The sequence below is a fragment of the Undibacterium sp. MH2W genome, from assembly GCF_049340215.1.
Taxonomy (GTDB): domain Bacteria; phylum Pseudomonadota; class Gammaproteobacteria; order Burkholderiales; family Burkholderiaceae_D; genus Undibacterium.
In genome coordinates, this window is sequence record NZ_JBMPPA010000004.1 from 359,927 (window position 1) to 382,950 (window position 23,024).

The window sequence follows — 23,024 nt, forward strand, 5'->3', positions numbered from 1 at the left end:
ATCGTGTCCCTTTTTTACTTCATGAAACCAGAATTGGCGTCAGATTATTATTTCATTGACAATACTTTGCGAATTGCCGCAGCCAATTCCTCAGCCACAAACTTGGCTACATAAGCATCTGCACCCACGGTTTTGATGTGTTCTTCATTGGTTTGGCCGGACAAAGAAGAGTGAATAATGACGGGGAGTGACTTGTAGCGATCGTCCTGCTTGATTTTACGGGTCAAAGTAAAACCATCCATTTCTGGCATTTCCAAATCTGTCAGCACCATCGCCACCTTATCCCTCAAGCCTTTACCCTCAGACTGAGCGGCGGCAGCAAGGACCTGTAATTTGTCCCACGCTTCTTTGCCCGTCTTCGTCATGATGAACGGTGCACCGATCGCGCCTAGTGCTTTCTCAATGAGGCTGCGGGCAACACCAGAATCGTCCGCAGCAAGAATGATCGCGCCCTCTCTCATCTGCAAGCGATCACCGATGGTCTCTGGGTCAACGTCTTTCGCATCAGAAGGCGTAATTTGACGCAGGATCTGCTCAACGTCCAAGACTTGCGCTAAGCGTGTATTTTCTGTGTCGCCATCGAGGCGTGCAATACTCGTCACCATGCCGCCCACTGCGCTATTTTCCGCAGACAAGACTTGGCTCCAATCAAGACGAACGATTTCCTCTACGGATTCCACGGCAAAACCTTGCGTGGTCCGTGCGTATTCGGTCACCAGCATGATGTTTAAACCCGTTTTAGGGACACATCCAACGACAGAAGGTAAATCGATCACAGGGATAATCTGGCCTCGGAGATTCACCACACCCAACATGTGTGGCAAGGCACCCGCGACAGCAGTGATTGCAGGCATAGCAACAATTTCACGTACTTTGAATACATTGATACCAAACAATTCTGAGCGTTCACCGCCACCGTCCCCACCCAATCTGAAAAGTAACAATTCAAATTTGTTCGAACCCGTGAGATTGGTACGCTCATCAACTTCTTGCTGTACGGTACTCATAATTGTTATCCTCAAAAAGTAATAAAATTGAATGTGAACATCTTACCAAGTTCGTGCATTTTTCAACATCAATATCTGTATCCCAACGGAAACTTTTTGTTTATGTTGCGATCCTACACGCGTGCCGCGAGATAGTCACCACTATAGCCACATAAGTTAACATTCACTATAGCTATAAATGGTGCAAAACTGGAACTTATTCCCTATTTTATGATGCGATAGCACGGCGTGTACGCTTTACCCGGTAATTTCATTCGATTTTGCACAACAAACGCACCCAAAAGTGCATCCATAGATTCCATAATAGCAACATCTCCTCGAATTTCGAAATGTCCATACTGCTCGATGGCACGAATCCCTTGGTTTTTAACGTTGCCCGCCACCACACCAGAAAATGCCCTACGTAATTGTGCAGCGAGCAAATGCGGCTCTTGGTTTTTATGCAGCGCTAGATTACGCATATTCTCGTGGGTTGGTTCAAACGGCTTCTGGAACTCAGGGTCGATTTTCAGCAGCCAATTGAAATAATACGCATCGCCTTTTTGCTTACGGAATTCACGCACTTCTTTGATTCCTTGCTCGACTTCATGTGCGACCAGTGCCGGATTATTAATGATAATTTTATATCGTTTCTGCGCCGCCGTACCTAAGGTATCACCAATAAATTGATCAATTTGCGCAAAATAGTCAGCGGATTTTTCTGGGCCCGTAAAAATCAGAGGGAAAGGCAATTCGGCATTTTCAGGATGCAACAAAATACCGAGCAAATACAAGATCTCTTCCGCAGTCCCCGCCCCACCTGGGAACACGATCACGGCATGGCCTACGCGCACAAAAGCCTCTAGGCGTTTTTCAATGTCAGGCATGATCACCAAATCATTGACGATAGGATTGGGCGCCTCCGCAGCAATAATCCCCGGCTCCGTCAGACCTAGGTAACGACTGTGCGCTAGGCGTTGCTTCGCATGACCAATCGTCGCTCCCTTCATGGGGCCCTTCATCGCGCCAGGACCGCATCCGGTGCAAATATCCATCCCTCTGAGCCCTAACTGATAACCAACTTGCTTGGTGTAGTCGTATTCAAGCCCAGAAATTGAGTGCCCACCCCAACAGACAACCAGATTCGGATTGACTTGTGGTTTGAGTAAATTCGCATTTCTAAGCACATGGAAAACGGTGTCAGTAATGCCTTCGGATGTCGTTAGATCAAATTTATTACCGTCGGCAATTTCGACATTAATAAATAAGATATCCCGCAATACGGCAAACAGGTGTTCTTGAATCCCTTTGATCATGACGCCATTCACAAAGGCACTTGCAGGCGCGCCTTTAACATCAAGCTTAATGCCGCGTTCACGTTGGATGATGCTGATATCAAAGCTCTTATAACGCTCAAGCAATTCTTTGCCGTCATCAAGGCCGCTGCCGCAATTCAACACCGCCAATGCGCAATTACGAAACACCTGATACAAGCCACCGTGACTGTTATCAAGCAACTTACCGACCTCGGCTTTGGAAAGGACTTCCATACGGCCTTCTGGAGAAATTTGGGTATCAATGACTTCTTGGTCGATCATGTTCAGTTCTCCTTTTTAAAAACCCACCTGCCATCGCAGGTGTCAAGCGCATGCAACGTCACGATTCTCGCAATGTGACGAGCATACATCGCGTTGTGGTCGAGACCTTAACGCATCATTTCTTGATTTTCATTATGCACGTTTTCAGAAAAAACTTATTGTTCTCGCATTATTTTTTTTATCGTTTATCGCAGCGAGAGCGTGATCGGCGATTTAATTTAAAATATTTGCGTGACAGACTTGTATATTCAACTAATGCCATGTATAGTTCGCCCCTTCAGACGCGGGGTGGAGCAGTCTGGCAGCTCGTCGGGCTCATAACCCGAAGGTCGTAGGTTCAAATCCTGCCCCCGCAACCAGATTCAAAAAAAAAGCTTACGTTCATCGTAAGCTTTTTTTTCGTCAAGATCGAAACGGTATGTTGTTTATGTCGTCGCTTGTGATTGAATAGATCCAAAATGCTGCAATGGAAAAACGCGCATAGGATCAAGGGAAAAGAATGCAGCGAAGCTCACGCTGCTATCGACGATCAAGAACAGTCACCGCACTCTATTGCCGGCGATGACTATCCCTCATGACACGACTAAATAAATAACTTATTTACCGCGGAAAATCGCACATAATTTGTTGCCGTCTGGATCGCGGACATAGCCCAAGTGCATTGCACCCATCGAGCTTTCTCGCAAGCCTGGAGGCGACTCACAGGTCTGCCCGCCATGAGCGACTGCAGTGTCGTGAAACAGCTGTACTTGCTCTGCAGAGCTACATTTAAAACCGATTGTGCCGCCGTTGGCGAATGTTGCTGGCTCGCCGTTAATCGGCTCACTCACACCAAAACTACTACCATCATGGCGATAAAACAGACGCGTGTGGCCAGAAGGTGCCACATTGCGCACCCCTTCCGCCGCACCAAAAATTCCCAACACGGCATCATAGAATTTTTTTGAACGTTCTATATCATTAGAACCTACCATCACATGACTAAACATGCGGTCTCCTTAAACTCCCTTGGGGAGCATTATTAAAAACGAAAAACAAAAATCAACGTCAGAACATAGATCATCAGCATCGATGACGATGAATTGTACCCTGTTCAATGGAGTGTTACCGAACACAATAACGCCGAAAAAGCCATCGACACCGTCTAAGCTAATGATCCGCTTTTTGTTTCGGCTCCCACAACCCAAGCTTGTTGCCTTCGAGATCCAACACCCACGCGAATCGACCATTCGCATCTACGCACAAAAAAGCGACCTCGCAATTTTCTTCATTATCCAACGTTTCTCAATCAGTCCATCTTGGAGCCGCTAACCGCTCGGTTTCGCCAGGAATCATCGTAAAATCACCGGTTTCCCAACGGTACGCTGCTTCGGCAAGGCGCTCCCGATCGACAGAGACAAAATTCCACCACATGCGCACCGGCTGCTTGAGTGGAGCACCACCAATCACAACAAACCGTGCACCCGCATCGCCTGCACGCAGAACCAAATTCGCCGCTGTAGGAACCAAACACATCTGTTGCGCAGGAATGTCATCACTCCCCACAGACAACGTGAATTCTGGACTGTATATACCCATTTCCTCGGCAAGTGGCGGCAAACACCATTGGCTGCCGGCGGACATCTGCACGTCCAAATACAAGGTATTCGACGTCGTCTCAACTGGGCTGACCAGTCCAAACGCCTCCCCGACCAACACACGAACCACCACACCCCCCTCTGGTTCGCACTGTGGAATATCGCGTGCAGCAACATGTTGGAAAGAAGGATTCATTTCTTCGAGCTCAGGCGGAAGAGCAACCCATAGCTGCAAGCCATGTAATCGTCGAGACTTACCACGTTCTTCCTCCGACACCCGTTCGCTGTGCACCACACCACTTCCAGCGATCATCCAGTTCACGTCACCCGGCGTGATCAACTGCACGCTTCCGACGCTATCTCGATGAATAAAACTCCCCTCAAACAGATATGTCAGTGTCGCCAGACCAATATGGGGATGAGCACCAACATCGCTATCGATCTCCGGAGGAATCGTCACAGGTCCCATATGATCAAAAAATACAAAAGGACCAATAGACCGTTTGGCCGCCGCTGGCAGTACGCGCCGGACTTTTAACCCTTTGGCGATTTCACTGACATGTCCGCGCAGCAGTGTCAGTTCACTCATTCCCCGCACCCTGTGTTTTTTCTTCAGGATGGCTCGACGACATCATTTCTGATTGAATCGAAATCTGTCCAGTGAGTAACTTGTGAATAGGACACTTGTCGGCGATTTCCATCAAACGTGACCGTTCAGCATCGGTGATCGGCCCTTCAATAGAGATGCGGCGCAGCATGTGATAGGTGACCTGCCCTTGTTCATTTTTACCTTCTACGCGGTCCACTGTCACGCGAAGATCGGTCACTGCCATTTGGCGTCGACGAATATACAACTCCAATGTTAAGGTAGTACAAGACGCCAAAGCAGCATCTAACAAATCGTGAGGATCTGGCGCCCGATCCAGCGATCCCGCGGTGCGATCCACATCCGCATTCCAGACATGACGTCCATTACTCAAGGTCGTCAAGGCGCCATTTGCTCGGTGCAATGTTGCTTCAATTGTCATGACTTAGGTATCCATCGATAAAGTAAGTGTTTTAAAATTTTAACAAGCATCTGAATTGTAGTCGCACATCCATGAATAGAAAAGCAGCTCCTCTCGACGCTCACCTCCATTCAGAAGCATTAAAAAACATCAAGAAAAACCAATCACAAGTCGGTTCACAACAAAAAGGCATTGAATCGGCTCTCGATATCGCGTAACCTTCGTGTCCCAATTTGCACAGAACTTGAACTAGATGCAATCCGATGAAAGATAACAAAGATAACGCGACCATGGAATTACCCGGCTTTGCCGAGCCAGAGACAGAAACACCAGAAATCCGCAAACCAATTACCCCACCAAAACGCAACCGAGCAGCGAAACAAGTTCAGCTTAATTTGTTAGAAGTATTGGGGCCTACCGACATTAGCGGACTCCCTGCTTGGGTGCATGACGAGAACACGGACCTGACAGGCCTGCCAATCTGGCGCTGAGGGCAGGTTCATCAAGCACCACTATGAAGCACAAACAAGCACAAACTCGTTGCTTCCTGCCATAGAGCAATGCCCATTGGCGACATTGCTACACCATACCGCCTAATATATCAGCATAGGCATCCATCGAAAAACGGGCAAAGCGGGCTCAGTGTTTTATAATCGGGGTAACTTTTCGCCACATGTGACGCAACACTGTCCTCGTGGCAACGCAAACCGACCTCAAACGGATTTCAAACGGATTTCAAACGTATTTCAATCGTTATCACCCAACTATGACATCTCAATTCAATAAAAAAAGCGAAGCATGGTCTGCGCGTTTCTCTGAACCAGTTTCTGATCTGGTCAAACGTTACACAGCGTCTGTATTTTTTGACAATCGTATGGCTAGCGTTGACATTCAAGGCTCGCTTGCTCACGCAGAAATGCTGAGTGCCCAGCACATTATCAGCGCGCAAGATTACGCAGATATTCAACGTGGTATGGCACAAATTCAGCAGGAAATTGAATCCGGTCAATTTGAGTGGTTACTTGACTTGGAAGACGTCCATTTAAATATCGAAAAACGCCTTACTGAACTCGTTGGCGATGCAGGAAAGCGCCTGCACACTGGCCGTTCACGCAACGATCAAGTCGCTACCGACATTCGTCTCTACATGCGCGCAGCGATTGACAACATCATTGATTTACTTCGCGGTCTGCGTGGTGCATTGATTGATTTGGCAGAAAAAAATGCCGACACGATTCTGCCAGGCTTTACGCACATGCAAGTCGCCCAACCAATCACTTTTGGTCATCATATTCTGGCCTACGTTGAGATGTTTGGACGCGATACAGAACGCATGCAGGATTGCCGCAAGCGCGTCAATCGTTTGCCATTGGGCGCAGCCGCATTGGCTGGCACCACCTTCCCGATTGATCGTGAACGCGTTGCCCGCACACTCGGCTTTGACGAAGTCTGCTACAACTCGCTTGACGCTGTTTCGGATCGTGACTTTGCGATTGAATTCTGCGCTGCAGCGGCACTGATCATGACCCATATTTCACGGATGTCAGAAGAGCTCGTCATCTGGATGAGTCCGCGTGTGGGCTTTATTGATATTGCCGATCGCTTCTGTACTGGCTCATCCATCATGCCGCAAAAGAAAAATCCGGATGTCCCTGAGCTTGCCCGTGGTAAAACTGGCCGGGTCAATGGTCACCTCATTTCCTTACTCACGCTGATGAAAGGCCAGCCACTGGCCTACAACAAAGATAACCAAGAAGATAAAGAGCCTTTATTTGATACTGTCGATACGATTATTGATACCCTCCGTATCTTCGCTGATATGGCGACCGGCATCAGCGTTAAGCCAGAAGCGATGCGCGCTGCGGCCTTGCAAGGCTACGCAACGGCAACGGATCTGGCCGATTATCTGGTGAAAAAAGGCTTACCTTTCCGTGATGCCCATGAGGCCGTTGCTCACGCGGTCAAAACATGCGTAGAAAAAGGCTGCGATCTCAGCGACATGTCGCTTGCAGAGTTGCAGACCTATTCTTCATTGATTGGCGAAGATATTTTCGAGGTACTGACCCTCGAAGGCTCCGTTGCGGCGCGTGATCACATTGGTGGTACGGCGCCAAACCAAGTGCGCCTAGCAATCGCCAGAGCACGCCAAAAACTGACCGCTTAAACTGCATTACCACCGAGGATTCATTACGATGTGCCCCATCGATGAATCCTCCCCTCCCCACCCACACGCGTCATCGCCACTCCCTGCACGATCGATGTAAAGTCAATATCATCGCCAAAGAAACAATGTTGTGTCATTACGGCGACCGACTATGCTGCAGCGCAAAATAGACAAAAGCACGCTTTGTATTGCTGTTCATAGAGACAAGCAATACAATCTTTGGCAAAATAGGATGAAGCAAATAAAAACTTTTGCTCACGTCTTTGTCATTCTTGAACAAAAATATTCCAGGAGATGTTGATGTCACACCAGCTTAAATGGCTTGTCGCGAGTGCTTTGATTGGTTCTGCAACATTGGCGCAAGCCGCAGAAATTAAAATTGGTGTTGCCGAGGCGCTTTCCGGGCCTGCAGCAAAATATGGCGTCGCGATCCGAAACGGGTTCACCCTTGCGGCAGACAGCATTAACGCTAAAGGCGGCATCAATGGCGACAAAATTGTTTTGGTCGTTGAAGATGAACAAGGAAAAAAAGAAGAAGCGATCAACGTATTCAAGAAGCTCATTTTCCAGAGCAAAGTCTTGATGGTCTTTGGCCCTACCCTCTCTAACTCAGCATTTGCAGCCGACCCCATCGCTAACGCAACAAAAACGGTGGTCTTTGGCACCAGCAATACCGCCGATGGCATCACCAACTTAGGACCATTCACCTTCCGCAACTCTGTCATGGAAGCGGATGTATTGCCTGTGACCACCAAAGCGGCGATCAAGCAGTTTAATATCAAAAAAGTCGCAGTGATTTACGGTAACGATGATGCCTTTACCAAGAGCGGCTATGACGTCTTCAAAGCAACACTGGCAGAACAGAAAATAGCGGTCACAGAAACAGAAACCTATGCCAAAGGTGACGTCGATTTCAAAGCCCAACTCACAAAAATCAAATCATCCGCACCAGATGCCATCGTGTGCTCTTGCTTAGCGGAAGAAGCAGCCAACATTATTTTGCAGACACGCTCTCTGGGAATGAAACAACCCTTCATTGGCGGCAATGGATTCAACTCGCCTAAATTATTCGACATTGCAAAAGATGCTGCGGATAACACGTTGATGGGTAGCCCATGGTCTGCTGAAAATCCGTCAGCGGCAAATAAACAGTTCATGACCGATTACAAGGCAAAATACGGAACAGACCCCGATCAGTTTGCTGCACAGGCCTATGATGCGATGAATATCGTCGCTGAAGGCATTAAAAAAATCAAACTGAGCGGTGATTTAAATAAAGATCGTATTGCGCTGCGTGATGCTCTGCCTGCCATCAAATATGAAGGTGCCACTGGCAAATTTGCCTTCCGTCGTGCAGCACCAAAAGATGGCAAAGAAGCGGGCTTTGATGCGCAGCAAGATGCGATCGTTAATATTGCTAAAGGTGGTAAGTTCACGTTACTGAAGTAAGGCTAGATCCGCGGCAACAGGCACATCAGTATCAATTGATCACTGCCTGTTGCCCCCCCGTTGATCTGTACCAGCGACAATCAACGAATGACTCACGCAATGCATCTTCCGCGAACGGCTTGCACCCCTGTCGTTTAACCAAGTCTTGTTCTGCGATCGATCAAAAGAACACGCTTGAACCTTCTGGAACACCATGTTTGCTCAACAACTGATGAATGCGCTGACGCTTGGTAGCGTCTACGCCCTGTTTGCTTTAGGCTTTACTTTGATCTTTGGCGTTCTCGGCGTCATTAACCTGTCGCACGGTGCCATTTTTATGCTCGGGAGCTATATTGCGCTCTTGCTGGTCAACCATTTTCAAGTGTCGTTATGGCTCGCCATGCTCGTGGCGATGTTCGCCTGTGGCTTGCTGGGCGTGATCGTTGATTTCCTGGTATTACGTCCACTACGCAAACGACAAGCACCTCACCTCGCCCCCATGATCGCGACCATCGGTGTCGCCATCATGATCACCAATATCGCGCAAGGATTTTTTGGTGCGGAAAATCAACGGTTCCCGATAGGCACTATTCCAGAGGATAGCATCAGCGTTGGGAGCTTACACCTGACTGAAGTGCAATTAGCAATCGTCTTGATTTCGTTTGGATTAATGCTGGCATTACTGGCGATGATGCAACGTACCCAACTCGGCAAAGCGTTGCGGGCGATCGCTGAATCTCCCAAAGCGGCCTATCTACTCGGCATTAACGTCGAGGCTTTATTTTTTCTGACCTCGTTTGCCGCTGCAGCACTCGGTGGTGCAGCAGGCGTTTTGGTGGGACTTTCTTTCAATGCTATCTCCCCTTTCATGGGGCAACCAATGCTCCATAAAGGGATCGCGGTCATCATTTTGGGTGGTATGGGTGATATCCGTGGCGCGCTCCTCGGCGGACTCTTCCTTGGATTTGCGGAAGTCATGAGCGTCGCCTATCTCTCCAGCGATTATCGCGATGCCGTTGCATTTGGTTTGTTATTTGTGATTTTATTGGTCAAACCCGCTGGCATGTTTGGCAAATTATTAGAAAGAAAGGCGTAAGTCATGCTCGAATGGTGGGACGGCTTTTGGGCGATTTACAGCTCGGTAATTTTTGGGATTGGCATCAACGCGATGCTGGCACTATCGATTTATTTAACGCTGTCATGCGGTTTGCTGTCGCTTGCCAACGCAGCATTCATGGGGATCGGCGCCTATGCAGCGGCAATGATCACGATGCAGACGAGTCTGTCGTTTCCGGTCGCTTTACTTGCGTCGGCAGTCACTCCAGCGATCGTGGCATTGGCGATTGGCGTACCGACGCTACGCCTGTCCGGCGTTTATTTAGCAATGGCAACGCTGGGCTTTGGTGAAGTGGTGCGCGTCATTGTTCTTAACCTCGATATCACCGGCGGGCCGATGGGGCTCAATGGCATCGAACAAAAAACAGAATGGTGGCACATCGCCCTCTTGCTTGCCGTGATGTTATTCGGACTGGCAAGAATGCGGCGTTCTAAAGTGGGACGGGCCTTTGAAGCGATCAAAGAAGACGAAATCGCAGCAAGGTTAATGGGAGTCAACGTCGGACGCTACAAGCTCATTGCGTTTGTGATGGGTGCGGTTATCGCAGGAATTGCTGGCGGACTCAATGCACACTATACCTTCACGATCGGTCCCGCCAACTATGGATTCGAAAACGCCGTCGATATCTTAACGATGGCTGTTTTTGGTGGCACAAGTAATCTGATCGGCCCTTTGGTTGGCAGCTTCACATTGAGTGTCTTGCCTGAATTAATGAGCTCGCTCAAAGATTTTCGGCTCGCTGCAAATGGACTGATATTGATCATCGTCATTTTGTACCTGCCCAAGGGCATTTGTGACCCAGCCAAATTGCGCCAATGGCGCCGTCGCCTCCCTTCAACAAAGGTGCAGTAAATGTTGACGTTAACTTCTGTCAGTAAAAATTTCGGTGGACTTCAGGTGTTGCACGATGTGAGTTTTAGCATGCAGCAAGGAAGTATCTTTGGTTTAATTGGACCAAACGGTGCAGGAAAGACCACCATCGTTAATTTAATTACCGGCCTTATTCAGGCATCCAGCGGAGACATCCAATTTAATGGGCAAGACCTCCGCCAAATTCCGTCGCATAAAATCACCGATGCAGGGATTGCACGAACGTTCCAGAATATCCGCATTTTTAAAGAAATGAGTTTGATCGAGAACGTCATTGTTGGCATGCATCGACATTTGCGCTATGACCCGCTCAGTTTGCTTTTTCATCTCACGTCATTCAAGCAAGCTGAAAAAAAAGCAAAAGAGCGCGCGATGGAACTTTTGTCATGGGTTCGACTCGATCACAAAGCCGATCTGCTGGCGGACAATTTATCCTATGGCGAACAACGCAAACTCGAATTAGCCCGCGCCTTAGCAACTGAGCCAAAGCTGCTGCTTCTGGACGAGCCCGTCGCAGGCATGAATCCCGCAGAAAAAACAGAACTCATGGTAGAGATCAAGCATATACGTGATAGAGGATATGCCATTTTCATGATCGAACACGATATGCGCTTTGTAATGGAGCTTTGCGATCACATCGCCGTACTCAACTTCGGCAAAATAATCGCCGATGGGACACCAGCAGAAATTAGACAAAATCCCGCAGTCATTGAGGCCTACCTTGGCAAGGAGGATGCAGAATGAGCGCCCTCCTTACCGTTAGCCAACTGCACGTCGCCTACGGTCACGTCAAGGCAGTAAAAGGGATCGATCTCGCTTTGGAGGCTGGCAAAGTCACTGCCTTGGTGGGTGCCAACGGTGCGGGCAAGAGTACAACCCTGTTGGCGATTTCTGGTCTGATTAAAGCAAGCGCTGGAAGTGTGATGCTCGATGGAGAAGAACTGCGCTCAGCGTCTCCGCACCATATTGTGCAAAAAGGAGTGGTACAGGTCGCAGAGGGGCGCGCTATTCTTGGTACGCTGACTGTACAAGAAAATCTTGATCTCGGCGCCTACACGAGGCGTGACAAGGCCAACATTGCTGCCGACCTCGCTTGGGTTTATTCCTTGTTCCCGGTGCTCAAAAATCGGGCTAAGGGGCTCGCTGGCAATCTCTCTGGTGGCGAGCAACAAATGCTTGCCATTGGCCGCGCATTGATGGCGCGTCCCAAAATTTTATTACTGGACGAACCCTCAATGGGTCTTGCCCCTCTGATGGTGCAGGAAATTTTCAGGATAATCAAAGAGATCAATCAGACCGGGCTCACCATCTTGCTTGTGGAACAAAATGTTAAACAAGCCTTAAAAATTGCCGAACATGGCTACGTTCTAGAAAACGGCGAAATGGTGCTGCATGATCGTGGCGCCAATCTTCTGAATCATCCACGCGTCATCGAAGCCTATCTGGGTACTTAAATCCCAAAAAAACAGCGCCGGACGCATGACCGTCCGGCGCTGATATCCATCACGTTAGAAGCGCATCAGCTCCCAGCAACCGTCATGCTTTCAATCAAAATAGATCCAGTCTCTTTGGTGCCCCGAATCAAACTATCCGCACCGACGGCGACAATTTGCATGAACATGTCGCGCATATTGCCAGCGATGGTGATTTCTTCGACGGGATACTGAATAACGCCATTCTCAATCCAGTAACCAGACGCACCGCGTGAGTAGTCTCCGGTGACGTAATTCACGCCCTGCCCCATCAACTCGGTCACCAATAAGCCTGTACCCATTTTTTTCAGCATCGCTGCAAAATTATCGGTGCGCTTGGTCTGGCTAGAACGCAAACTCAGGTTATGAGAACCACCTGCATTGCCTGTCGTTTTCATTCCCAACTTACGTCCAGAGTAGGATGACAGGAAATAACCCTGCAAGACGCCATGAAGCACGACGTCCCGCTTCATTGTTCTGACCCCCTCGTCATCGAACGGGGACGAGCCAATCGCACCGATCACATGCGGATCTTCAACAATTTGAATATGATCCGGGAAAATCTGTTTACCCAAAGAATCTGGCAAGAAGGTCGACTTGCGATAGAGCGCCCCACCAGAGGTTGCCTGCACGAAGGAACCTAACAATCCAGCGGCCAGCGGCGCTTCGAACAACACTGGACATTTCCGCGTATCCAGCTTCCGCGCATTCAACCGTGCGAGCGCCCGCTCAGCAGCGTAGCGCCCGATATCCTCGGGTTTTGCTAGCTTTTTAGGATTGCGCTGGGATGAATACCAGTCATCGCGTTGCATTTTTGCGCCTTTACCTGCAATCGGCGCAACGGAAATCGTGTGGCGGGAAATGGGATATCCCCCCATAAATCCCCGTGAATTGGCAGCAACGAAATGTGATTGCTGTACGTGAACGCTCGCACCCTCACTGTTTGTGATCCGTTTATCAACCGCAAAAGCCGCCGCCTCGGTCCGCTGCGCGATATCAATCGCCTCCTCCGCACTGATCAACCAAGGATGGCATAGCTTCAGATCGCGTGGCGCAGTCTCAAATAAATCGGCATCTGCAAGACCGGCGCAATCGTCTTCGGCTGTAAAACGCGCGATGTTATAGGCAGCGTCGACCGTATCGCGTAATGCTTGGCTGGAAAAGTCCGAAGTACTCGCATTGCCTCGACGTTGCCCGAGGTAGACGGTAATACCAATGCCCTTGTCGCGATTTTGTTCGATGGTTTCTACTTTCCCTTTGCGAACACTGATGGATAAACCACCCCCTTCACTGATTTCAACAGCGGCATCGGAAGCGCCTTTTTCTTTCGCAAAAAGCAACATATCTTGGGCGATTTGCTGCAACTGATCCTGGGTATGTGTAAAAACGGGTTTGCTCATAGAGACGATTTCTGTGAAGAGATTAGGCTAATGGGACGGCGCCAACGTGCCTCAAAAGGGTGCGCTTACCAATATCAGATAAACGATTACACGCTTTCAAAGGGCATTTTTGCGTATATCCCAGCTAAAAAGGGTATCATAGCAGCCGTTTAGTAAAGTTTATAGTAAAGGCGCAGAATTATGCCAAATCCAAATCGTGGCTCATGTGGCTACCAGTCCAATGAGTTTGAAGAAGAGTACGACCGTCCATCAAAATCCGAATTAAAGCGCCAAATGACCGCGCTGCAAAAATTGGGACAAGAATTGGTCGAACAGCCACGTGAACGCGTCAAGCGCGTTCCTATGCCTGAAGATGTGCGCGATGCCATCCTTGAGTGCCAGCAAATTACCAACCATGAAGGTCGCCGCCGTCAGATGCAATACGTCGGTAAAAAAATGCGCACGCTCGATGAAGAGGAAGTCGCATTGATCCAAAAAACCATCGACAGCTGGAAAGGCGCGTCCAAAGCAGAAACCGCTGCGATGCACGCACTGGAACGCCGCCGTGACAAATTGCTCACAGATGACAATACACTCACAGAATTACTGGCAGAGCATCCAGAGCTGGATGTGCAACATTTGCGTACGTTGATCCGCAATGCCCGTAAAGAGCAAGCAGAAAACAAGCCACCAAAAGCCTACCGCGAAATTTTCCAAATTCTGAAACAATTGCAAAAAGCCGATAACAAAGGCAATGCCACTGACGAAGAAGATTTGGAAGACGAAGAGGACGAGGAAGATGAGCAATACTGATCCGTTGGATCGCGCGCTCCGCATCGGCCTCGTGTCGATTTCTGATCGCGCTTCGGCTGGCGTCTACCAAGATCAGGGTCTGCCAGCCCTTCAGGAATGGTTCAGTCAAGCGCTGACCAGTCCATGGCAAATGGAAACCCGACTCATTCCCGATGAGCGCCCTGCGATCGAGCAAGCACTGATCGATCTGGTTGATAACGCGCGCTGCGATCTGGTGATCACCACTGGGGGCACTGGCCCATCCCGACGCGATGTCACGCCCGAAGCGACACGCGCGGTGGCGACCAAAGAAATGCCCGGATTCGGCGAACAAATGCGCCAAATTAGTCTGCGTTTTGTTCCTACCGCCATTTTGTCGCGCCAGATCGCTGTGATTCGCGAAACGGCCGACCATGCTGCATTGATTCTGAATTTGCCAGGACAACCCAAATCAATCAAAGAAACCTTAGAAGGTCTCAAAGATGCGGATGGTGTGTCCATTGTGAACGGTATTTTTGCTGCCGTTCCTTATTGTATCGACCTCATTGGCGGTCCATATATTGAGACAAACGATGCTGTGTGCAAAGCCTTTCGGCCGAAATCAGCCATCCGCCGCCCAGCACAATAAGCTGGCACGACGACAATCCACACTTTCTGCCTAAGATGTATCCTACGGTTGATCCAGCGCCACCTACTCTCCAACGTCGGTGGCTGCTACAGTGTGGACTGCTATACCTCACTGTAGGCATCAACAATTTGAGTCAAGCAAAACAGGTAGACGTGCGCCCCACGACACCATTAACCACCAAGAAGAAAGCCAAGTCCATGACGAGCAATTTACTTGATACCATTGAATTAGAAAGCGGCCCACAGCCAAGCGCTGCCATCATCTGGATGCACGGTCTGGGTGCCGATGCCAATGACTTTGTCCCCATCGTCAAGGAACTCGACCTGCACGACTGTCCGGCGATCCGTTTTGTATTCCCGAATGCACCAACAATGCCGGTAACAATCAACGGCGGCTATGTCATGCGCGCTTGGTACGACATCCTTGGGACGGACATTGTCCGACGTGAAGATGAAAAAGGCTTACGCAGCTCGCAGGCAGAGATTGAAAAACTCATCGCACGCGAAGTGGCTCGTGGTATTCCAGCTCATCGCATCATCTTGGCAGGCTTTTCCCAAGGCTGCGCAATGACGTTGCAAACAGGTCTCCGGCATCCAGAGAAATTAGCGGGACTATTGTGCCTGTCTGGTTATGTGCCGCTGCGGGATGTGGTTGCAAGCGAGCGTCATGCGGCCAATCAACACACGCCGATTTTCCTCGTTCATGGTCGCGCTGACCCAGTCATTCCTATCCAGCGTGCCGAACAATCGCGCGATCTGTTGAAAGAAATGGGTTATCCCGTTGAGTGGCATGAATATATGATGCAACACTCCGTTTGCCAGGAAGAGATTGACGACATTGGCAACTGGCTACGCTCAGTCTTGAAAGTCTGATGTGACATTGTGCTTAACATTCTGACGATAACGTAGGTACAGCGTGCCTTCGACCGTCGACCGTCGTGTAACACAGCTCCAGCTCCAGCTTCAGCTCCCGCTCCAACACGAGCGGGAGCTGGAGCGAGGACATCACCTATTGGCAACAGTCACAGCGATTAACCGAAGTCTTTCCAGGTCTCAATATCGATCTGCACGGACGCATCGCCAGCCGACATCCAAATCTGACCATCCTGAATCGTGCATTGCAATTGCATCGTCCGCTGCGCCAGCTTTTCTAACGCTTGACTCTGCTCGGCGGGAACATTCATCACTTTCAGATTTTTAGCCCGATCCAGACGACTATTCATCTGTTTCCACCAGATATCGCTTGCACTTGCAAAGCTATAGACGACCACTTTCTCTGAACGTCCACACGCTTTGAGTAACCGCCGGTCATCCGGCTGCCCGACCTCAGCCCAAAGCTGAACCGCGTCGGTATAGTCTTTTTCCCATAAGTCTGGTTCTTCTGTATCCGAGATACCTTTACCAAATTCCAAACGCTCTGCAGCATGAATCGCAAACGCCAATACGCGGATCATCATGCGCTCATCAGTCTCAGAAGGATGGCGTGCAATGGTCAGGCTGTGGTCGGCATAATAACCACGATCCATGTCGGAAATATTTAAGTCCGCTTTATAAATAATTGATTTGAGTGCCATTACTTAAATACCACCGTTTTATGACCATTTAACAAAATACGGTGTTCAACAAAGCATTTCACTGCACGCGCCAACACCACACACTCCACATCCCTGCCGATCGCAGTGAGGGTCTCAGGATCCATCGCATGATCCACCCGTTCAACATCCTGTTCGATAATCGGGCCTTCATCCAAATCCCCCGTGACGAAGTGAGCTGTTGCCCCAATCAGTTTGACGCCGCGCTCATGCGCTTGGTAATAAGGTTTTGCCCCTTTAAAGCTTGGCAAAAACGAATGATGGATATTAATCGCTTTACCGCGTAAGGCATCACACATCATTGGCGACAGAATCTGCATGTAACGTGCCAACACCACTAACTCAATCTCATTGGCATCGACGATTTCAAGAATTTTCTGCTCTTGCGCTTGTTTTGCCTCTGGGGAAGCCCCCGCAGCCAATGGGAAATGATGAAATGGAATGTTGTAGCTAGCGGCTAATTGGTAAAAATCCGTGTGATTCGACACGATCGCTTTGATTTCGACAGGCAATAAACCACTCTTGTAGCGGAAAAGCAAATCATTGAGGCAATGACCGATTTTAGACACCATCAGCATCACACGCGGCTTATGATGCGCGTCGTGAAGTTGCCAATTCATTTGCATGCCATCAGCCAGCTCAGCGAATTCTTGACGCAGTTGAGCGTCTTCGATCGAAGCGTCTTCTACGGCAAAATGAACACGCATAAAGAATGTTGCCGACTGGGCGTCACCGAACTGCGCCGAATCAATGATGTTGCAGCCATGCTGGGCCAAAAATCCCGAAACACTGTGCACGATACCGCGCTGATCGGGACAAGATAGGGTCAGGATGTATTCTGGTTGTATTGTCATAGTAATATCATATTATCCAAAAAAACAATTTTCTGGATAGAAAACAAATTTAATTTGGTCATCGAGCGAAAAATATAACTGAGTATTGTCGCACGTTCTGACACACAAATCAGCAACCGCTTTTTTTACGATGCTTAGGAAAATAAAAAGCACGAACGTTCTAATTCATGTATAGTCGTTATTGCATTTGTTCACGATGAACTATTGACGCTCTCGACGGTAAACTTCAGTACAACTAGAAGCAAGTCATGCAACAACAGTGAAAATATAAGCAAAAGTACAAGTAAGCATTCAAGTGAGACCAAATAATCCCTCATCATTCCAAAAACAAAGGAGACCCCATGACTACACGCATTAATCAGCAATACCGTCTTGCCGCCCGCCCTGTCGGGACGCCAAAACACAGCGATTGGCGCTTTACTTCCGAAGAAGTGCGCGAACTGGCCGACGGTGAAATCCTCGTCCAGACCATTTATCTCTCTTTGGATCCAGCCATGCGCGGATGGATGAACGAGGGTAAATCGTACATTCGTCCGGTGGCGATTGATGAGGTGATGCGTGCTGGTGGGATTGGTAAAGTGATCGCTTCCAAGTCACCTCGTTTTGCGGTCGGCGACTACGTTTCCGGCGGCACCGGTGTACAGAGTTACTGGATCGGTCAAGCGACAGATAAGACGGCTGCCTTTTATAAAGTGGATCCACGTCTGGCACCTTTACCGAAATTCTTAAACGCGCTGGGCATGCCAGGGATGACGGCCTATTTTGGGCTTTTGGATGTAGGACAACCCAAAGCAGGTGAAACTGTCGTTGTATCTGGCGCTGCAGGTGCCGTTGGACAAACAGTGGGTCAAGTTGCCAAACAAAAAGGCTGCCGCGTGGTCGGTATCGCAGGCGGTAAAGACAAATGTGATTTTGTGGTCAATGAATTAGGATTTGATGCATGCATCGACTATAAATCAGGTTCTGTCCGTGACGGCTTAAAAGAACATTGCCCGAATGGCGTTGACGTGTATTTTGATAACGTCGGTGGCGACATCCTTGACACGGTACTCACCCGTATCAATATGAAAGCCCGCATTATTATCTGCGGCGCAATCTCACAATACAACAATACAACGCCAGTAAAAGGCCCTGCAAACTACTTGTCCTTGTTGGTGAACCGCGCACGCATGGAAGGCATCGTCGTCTTCGATTATGCAGCCCGGTATGGTGACGCCGTTGCAGAAATGGGGCAATGGATGGCCGAAGGTAAGTTCCACACACGCGAAGACATCGTGCAAGGCTTGGAAACATTCCCAGACACACTGATGATGTTATTTGAAGGGAAAAATTTTGGGAAACTGATTTTACAAGTCAGCCCAGAATAAAGAAAACCATCAGGAAAACGCCTCTCATACACGGTAGAGAGGCGTTTTTAGGGGTTATTAGGCCGAACACACCATCAAAGGTAAGGTTTTAACCACCCCAACCCCGCCGACGTTCCTGCTTTGGGACGATATTCACATCCGACCCAGCCAGCGTAACCTAGCTCATCCAATAAGGTAAAGAGATACGGATAATTGACCTCACCGTCACTTGGCTCATGTCGATTCGGTACACCAGCGATCTGAATATGTCCGACACCGCCAGTCGGACGGGAAAGATCACGCTTAAGTTTCGTTGCGATATCCCCCTCCATGATTTGGCAATGGTAGATATCAAACTGTACCTGCAATGAGGTATTTCCAAGCTCTTCACAAATCTGATGCGCATCATGCTGGTAATTTAAAAAATAACCTGGCATGTCACGATGATTGATCGGTTCAATGAGGATGGTCATCTCTGCACGTGACGCAAGCAACGCGGCATAGGCAAGGTTGCGCAAGTAGACTGCACGATGTTTCTCTGCATCTTGGTCAGGCCGCAACAGTCCCGCCATGACGTGAATATGACGATTACCAAGAATTTTCGCGTAGTCTATCGCAAGCGCAATGGACTCCTTAAATTCACTTTCACGCCCTGGCAACGATGCAATACCCCGCTCGCCCGACGCCCAATCGCCAGGTGGTGCATTAAAAAGTACTTGCTGCAGCCCTGCAGCATCGAGTGCATCACGAATCTGTTGCGCAGGATAGGCATAAGGAAAGAGAAATTCTACGGCCTTGAAACCATCAGCAGCCGCGGCACCGAATCGCTCTAAAAAATCCAACTCCTGATACATCATGCTTAAATTTGCTGCAAATCGCGGCATCTCACGCCCCTTCTCTCTTTGCGTAACGTTGTGCGAGCACTGCACACACCATCAACTGTAACTGATGAAATAACATCAGCGGTAACAATACCAACCCAACTGATCCGCTTGAAAATAACACTTTTGCCATTGGCACGCCACTAGCAAGGCTTTTTTTCGATCCGCAAAAGACAATCGTAATCTCATCTTCTTTATTAAAGCCCAAACGGCGACTCGCCCACGTCGTCATCACCATGATGATCGCTAGCATGGTGGCACTAATGATCAGAATACTGATTAACATGACTAATGGCACTTGCGTCCATAAACCTTGTACAACTGCCTCGCTAAACGCAACAAAGACAACCAATAAGATGGAACTTTGATCGACCATTTTTAAGACCTTGGCATGCTTTGTTATCCAGGCCTGTAACAAAGGTCGTAGCAGCTGCCCAGCAACAAATGGCAAGAGTAATTGCACGATAATTTTCAACATACCATCGAGGGAAGAACCAGACCCGCTAGTAGTTTTCAACAACACGCTCACCAATAATGGCGTGAGAAAAATCCCAAACAAATTACTCGCTGACGCACTACAGACTGCCGCAGAGACGTTCCCTTTCGCCACTGAGGTGAAAGCAATGGATGACTGTACCGTCGATGGCAGCATGCATAAAAACAAAATCCCCATATAAAGATCAGGCGTCAGCAAAGGTAATACGGCGGGCTTAATCACGATACCGATCACAGGAAACACGGCAAACGTAATAGCCAGTACCAATAAATGCAAACGCCAATGCGTCAAACCTGATATGACCGCTTCCCGTGATAGCTTTGCACCATGCATAAAAAAGAGCAACGCAATCATCCAGACAGATAATTGATCAAAAAAAGCGGCAACGTGATCACGTGCAGGAAAAAAACTGGCAATCAATACGACTGTCAGCAAAAGCAGGGTCATATTGTCAGGTAAAAAACGGGGTCGCTGCATAATCGCTCCAAAAATCATCCCGAAACGGTGAAATAAGTCATTCATGGCGCTACTTTCGTCGCCATGACAAGGCACTTCGATTGTACTAGAAACAAAAAGAAGGCTTTACATCATTACAATGCATAACACTCGTTCACAAAAATGTCACAATCTGACCAAAGAATCACGGTGTTAGCAACAACAAAAGCATAGAAAAACCCGCAAAGTTATATAAAACCAAAGATTCTTTTGAAATAAGCATAAGGGCCCGCAAGTGCCCTTAGCCATTGCACTTAGCGGGTCAATACACTGTATATTTTCAAGTTTCCAACTGCCGACATGACGCCAAATCGTTGTTTGGTGCCACGAATGTCAGCCCGCAAAAAATTCGGAGACCCTATGAAACGCACTTTGATTGCAAGCATCCTTGCGCTAACGTTCGCCCTACCTGGTTACAGCCACGCTAACCTCCCTAATGATGTCGAGGCGAACCAATGGAATCTCAAAGATTTATACGCGGATCGCGCTGCTTGGGATAAAGATGCTAGCCATCTTGAATCACAATTAACAGAGCTGGAAAAATGCAGTGGCCATTTAGGCAGTAGCGCTAAACAATTCAAGGCGTGTCTCGACCTCAATAGCGATGTCTTAAAGCGCTTTGTGCGGTTATCAAACTACGCATCGCAATTTCGCGATCAAGACACGGGAACCACTGCGGGACAGGACATCGCTCAAAGTGCCGAAATTTTAGGTAGCAAAGTGGACGCGGCAAGCTCTTTCTTACGGCCAGAGCTTCTCTTGATCGGGCAAAAGAAAATTGATGCATTCTTAGCGCAAGACAAATCGTTGAATGGTTATGCGTTCTACTTGCACGACATTCTGCGCGCTAGTAAGCATACCTTAGACAAAAAAGGCGAAGAACTCATCGCTAATTTTGGCCTCGCGACCAATGCGGCCAATGCAGTCTATTCCACCCTCTCCAGTGCTGATATTCCATGGCCGAGGGTGAAGCTCTCGAATGGCGAGGAAGTTGTCATCGACCAAGCCGCCTACACCAAATATCGTGCCTCAGGCAACCGCGCCGATCGTAAACTCGTCTTTGATGCATTCTGGGGAAAATGGAAAGAGTTCGAACGTACGTTTGGCGTTACTTTCTATGAACAGTTGAAGAAAGATGCAGTCAACGCCAAAGTACGTAACTATCCAGATTCGCTGACACAAGCATTGGATGGTAATAACTTGCCGCGTGCCGTGTACGATACCTTAGTAACGCAGACCCAAGCAAATCTCCCTACATTGCATCGTTATTTCAAATTACGCGCAAAAATGCTGGGCGTGAATGACCTGCATTATTACGACATGTACCCTGCTCTTGTCTCTGGTGATTACCACTATCCCATCGAAGACGGCGTCAAACTCATGCTGGCATCCGTCAAACCACTTGGTGACGACTATGTAGCTGCAATGACGAAAGCAACGACAGAACGCTGGATGGACGTCTACCCTCGTCCGCACAAACGCTCTGGTGCTTATATGTCTGGAACAGCGTACGATGTTCATCCGTACCTGCTGCTGAACTACAACGATGACTACGAATCCGTCTCTACACTCGGTCACGAGTGGGGACATGCAATGCATTCCTATCTGGCGAATAAAAATCAGTCCTTCCTCAATTCGGACTACCCCACTTTTACTGCCGAAATCGCGTCAACAACGAACGAGGTATTTTTACTCGATCACATGTTGAAAATTGCGAAAACAGACGATGAACGTTTGCTCTATCTTGGATCTGCCCTAGAAAACTTACGCGGGACCTTCTTCCGCCAGGCGATGTTTGCTGATTTTGAACGCGAAGTCCATGCCCGCGTCGACAAAGGCGAGTCACTCACCGGCGAAGGTTTAAGTAAAATTTACGGCGACATCCTGAAGCGATATCACGGCGATAAAGAAGGCGTCATGAAAATCGATGATACCTATGCCGTGGAGTGGGCTTACATTCCACATTTTTATAATCGCTTCTATGTATTTCAATACGCAACATCCATTGCCGCCGGCTCAATGTTCGCCGATGAAATTCTGCATGGTCAGACAGGTGCTAGAGATAAATACCTCAATATCCTCAAAGCAGGTGCATCGGTTTACCCCTACGATTTAGTGAAAAACGCGGGTGTCGATCTTGCCTCGCCAGCACCTTATCAGGCCGTCTTTAAACGGATGAACAGCATCATGGATCAAATTGAAGTGATTCTAGCCAAACGTAAGTAAACGTAACTTCATCAATAAAAGTGTTCGCGTGAATGGCACTTCATTTCTCGCGAAACACCGCTAAAACGCAGTCCCCGCCTAATGTCATGCATAAAGCGGGGATTTTTTTGAAGTTAC

At 48.6% G+C, this 23,024-nt stretch carries 22 protein-coding genes and 1 tRNA gene; 13 read left to right on the top strand and 10 right to left on the bottom strand.

Annotation, left to right across the window (positions count from 1 at the left end; genetic code table 11):
• Positions 1-47 precede the first annotated feature (47 nt).
• Entirely contained in the window at positions 48-1,007 is a 960-nt protein-coding gene (locus ACO0K2_RS12250; protein ID WP_423019132.1) for a chemotaxis protein, read from the bottom strand.
• A gap of 203 nt (positions 1,008-1,210) precedes the next feature.
• The gene (ppnN, locus tag ACO0K2_RS12255) at positions 1,211-2,584 is read right to left on the bottom strand and encodes a nucleotide 5'-monophosphate nucleosidase PpnN (RefSeq protein WP_423019134.1); all 1,374 of its coding nucleotides are present in this window, start codon (positions 2,582-2,584) and stop codon (positions 1,211-1,213) included.
• Between the two features lie 282 nt (positions 2,585-2,866).
• On the opposite strand from ppnN, the gene ACO0K2_RS12260 reads away from it, so the two are divergent.
• Positions 2,867-2,943, top strand: a tRNA-Met gene (locus tag ACO0K2_RS12260).
• Between the two features lie 237 nt (positions 2,944-3,180).
• Here the strand turns inward: ACO0K2_RS12260 and ACO0K2_RS12265 are convergent.
• The 3 genes from ACO0K2_RS12265 to ACO0K2_RS12275 all read right to left on the bottom strand — a co-directional run bounded on the left by ACO0K2_RS12265 (position 3,181) and on the right by ACO0K2_RS12275 (position 5,189).
• Positions 3,181-3,573 carry a VOC family protein gene (locus ACO0K2_RS12265; RefSeq protein ID WP_423019136.1) on the bottom strand — a complete coding sequence of 131 codons (393 nt, stop codon included), beginning with the start codon at positions 3,571-3,573 and terminating at the stop codon, positions 3,181-3,183.
• Between the two features lie 295 nt (positions 3,574-3,868).
• Complete coding sequence (locus tag ACO0K2_RS12270; protein ID WP_423019138.1) at positions 3,869-4,750, bottom strand: pirin family protein; 882 nt, start codon at positions 4,748-4,750, stop codon at positions 3,869-3,871.
• Positions 4,743-5,189 carry an OsmC family protein gene (locus ACO0K2_RS12275; RefSeq protein ID WP_423019140.1) on the bottom strand — a complete coding sequence of 149 codons (447 nt, stop codon included), beginning with the start codon at positions 5,187-5,189 and terminating at the stop codon, positions 4,743-4,745. The genes ACO0K2_RS12270 and ACO0K2_RS12275 overlap by 8 nt, the downstream gene beginning before the upstream one ends.
• 242 nt (positions 5,190-5,431) lie before the next feature.
• Here ACO0K2_RS12275 and ACO0K2_RS12280 point away from each other — a divergent pair, with 242 nt between their 5' ends.
• The 7 genes from ACO0K2_RS12280 (at position 5,432) to ACO0K2_RS12310 (ending at position 12,201) form a co-directional block, all read left to right on the top strand.
• On the top strand, positions 5,432-5,659 hold the full coding sequence (locus tag ACO0K2_RS12280; protein WP_423019142.1) for a hypothetical protein: 228 nt from the start codon (positions 5,432-5,434) through the stop codon (positions 5,657-5,659).
• Positions 5,660-5,934: 275 nt separating this feature from the next.
• Positions 5,935-7,332: an argininosuccinate lyase gene (gene argH, locus ACO0K2_RS12285; protein WP_423019144.1), complete on the top strand. Its 1,398-nt coding sequence runs from the start codon at positions 5,935-5,937 to the stop codon at positions 7,330-7,332.
• 300 nt (positions 7,333-7,632) lie between these two features.
• Positions 7,633-8,781 carry an ABC transporter substrate-binding protein gene (locus tag ACO0K2_RS12290; protein WP_423019146.1) on the top strand — a complete coding sequence of 383 codons (1,149 nt, stop codon included), beginning with the start codon at positions 7,633-7,635 and terminating at the stop codon, positions 8,779-8,781.
• A gap of 193 nt (positions 8,782-8,974) precedes the next feature.
• Positions 8,975-9,856 (top strand): branched-chain amino acid ABC transporter permease, encoded by an 882-nt coding sequence (locus tag ACO0K2_RS12295; RefSeq protein ID WP_423019148.1) that lies wholly within the window; start codon positions 8,975-8,977, stop codon positions 9,854-9,856.
• Positions 9,857-9,859: 3 nt separating this feature from the next.
• Positions 9,860-10,729: a branched-chain amino acid ABC transporter permease gene (locus ACO0K2_RS12300; protein WP_423019150.1), complete on the top strand. Its 870-nt coding sequence runs from the start codon at positions 9,860-9,862 to the stop codon at positions 10,727-10,729.
• Positions 10,730-11,491, top strand: a complete 762-nt coding sequence (locus ACO0K2_RS12305; RefSeq protein ID WP_423019152.1) for an ABC transporter ATP-binding protein — start codon at positions 10,730-10,732, stop codon at positions 11,489-11,491.
• Positions 11,488-12,201: an ABC transporter ATP-binding protein gene (locus tag ACO0K2_RS12310; RefSeq protein WP_423019154.1), complete on the top strand. Its 714-nt coding sequence runs from the start codon at positions 11,488-11,490 to the stop codon at positions 12,199-12,201. The genes ACO0K2_RS12305 and ACO0K2_RS12310 overlap by 4 nt, the downstream gene beginning before the upstream one ends.
• A gap of 65 nt (positions 12,202-12,266) precedes the next feature.
• Here the strand turns inward: ACO0K2_RS12310 and pmbA are convergent, their stop codons facing one another.
• Positions 12,267-13,619 (bottom strand): metalloprotease PmbA, encoded by a 1,353-nt coding sequence (gene pmbA / locus ACO0K2_RS12315; protein WP_423019156.1) that lies wholly within the window; start codon positions 13,617-13,619, stop codon positions 12,267-12,269.
• 180 nt (positions 13,620-13,799) lie between these two features.
• Between pmbA and yjgA the strand changes: the two genes are divergently transcribed.
• From yjgA to ACO0K2_RS12330, 3 genes are all read left to right on the top strand, one after another.
• Positions 13,800-14,411 carry a ribosome biogenesis factor YjgA gene (gene yjgA / locus ACO0K2_RS12320; RefSeq protein WP_423019158.1) on the top strand — a complete coding sequence of 204 codons (612 nt, stop codon included), beginning with the start codon at positions 13,800-13,802 and terminating at the stop codon, positions 14,409-14,411.
• Positions 14,398-15,018, top strand: a complete 621-nt coding sequence (gene mog, locus ACO0K2_RS12325; protein WP_423019160.1) for a molybdopterin adenylyltransferase — start codon at positions 14,398-14,400, stop codon at positions 15,016-15,018. Before yjgA ends, mog begins: the two co-directional genes overlap by 14 nt.
• 197 nt (positions 15,019-15,215) lie before the next feature.
• Complete coding sequence (locus ACO0K2_RS12330; protein ID WP_423019399.1) at positions 15,216-15,890, top strand: alpha/beta hydrolase; 675 nt, start codon at positions 15,216-15,218, stop codon at positions 15,888-15,890.
• A gap of 158 nt (positions 15,891-16,048) precedes the next feature.
• Here ACO0K2_RS12330 and ACO0K2_RS12335 read toward each other — a convergent pair whose 3' ends face one another.
• Together ACO0K2_RS12335 and purU are read right to left on the bottom strand one after the other, a co-directional pair.
• The gene (locus ACO0K2_RS12335; RefSeq protein WP_423019162.1) at positions 16,049-16,591 is read right to left on the bottom strand and encodes a YaeQ family protein; all 543 of its coding nucleotides are present in this window, start codon (positions 16,589-16,591) and stop codon (positions 16,049-16,051) included.
• Positions 16,591-17,463: a formyltetrahydrofolate deformylase gene (gene purU, locus ACO0K2_RS12340; RefSeq protein WP_423019164.1), complete on the bottom strand. Its 873-nt coding sequence runs from the start codon at positions 17,461-17,463 to the stop codon at positions 16,591-16,593. Before purU ends, ACO0K2_RS12335 begins: the two co-directional genes overlap by 1 nt.
• Before the next feature lie 341 nt (positions 17,464-17,804).
• Between purU and ACO0K2_RS12345 the strand changes: the two genes are divergently transcribed.
• On the top strand, positions 17,805-18,830 hold the full coding sequence (locus tag ACO0K2_RS12345; protein ID WP_423019166.1) for an NADP-dependent oxidoreductase: 1,026 nt from the start codon (positions 17,805-17,807) through the stop codon (positions 18,828-18,830).
• 74 nt (positions 18,831-18,904) lie between these two features.
• On the opposite strand, the gene otnI is transcribed toward ACO0K2_RS12345, so the two are convergent.
• Entirely contained in the window at positions 18,905-19,693 is a 789-nt protein-coding gene (gene otnI, locus ACO0K2_RS12350) for a 2-oxo-tetronate isomerase (protein WP_423019168.1), read from the bottom strand.
• Position 19,694: 1 nt separating this feature from the next.
• Positions 19,695-20,663 carry a bile acid:sodium symporter family protein gene (locus tag ACO0K2_RS12355; protein WP_423019170.1) on the bottom strand — a complete coding sequence of 323 codons (969 nt, stop codon included), beginning with the start codon at positions 20,661-20,663 and terminating at the stop codon, positions 19,695-19,697.
• Between the two features lie 378 nt (positions 20,664-21,041).
• On the opposite strand from ACO0K2_RS12355, the gene pepF reads away from it, so the two are divergent.
• The gene (pepF, locus tag ACO0K2_RS12360) at positions 21,042-22,907 is read left to right on the top strand and encodes an oligoendopeptidase F (protein WP_423019172.1); all 1,866 of its coding nucleotides are present in this window, start codon (positions 21,042-21,044) and stop codon (positions 22,905-22,907) included.
• The last annotated feature ends 117 nt before the right edge of the window (positions 22,908-23,024 follow it).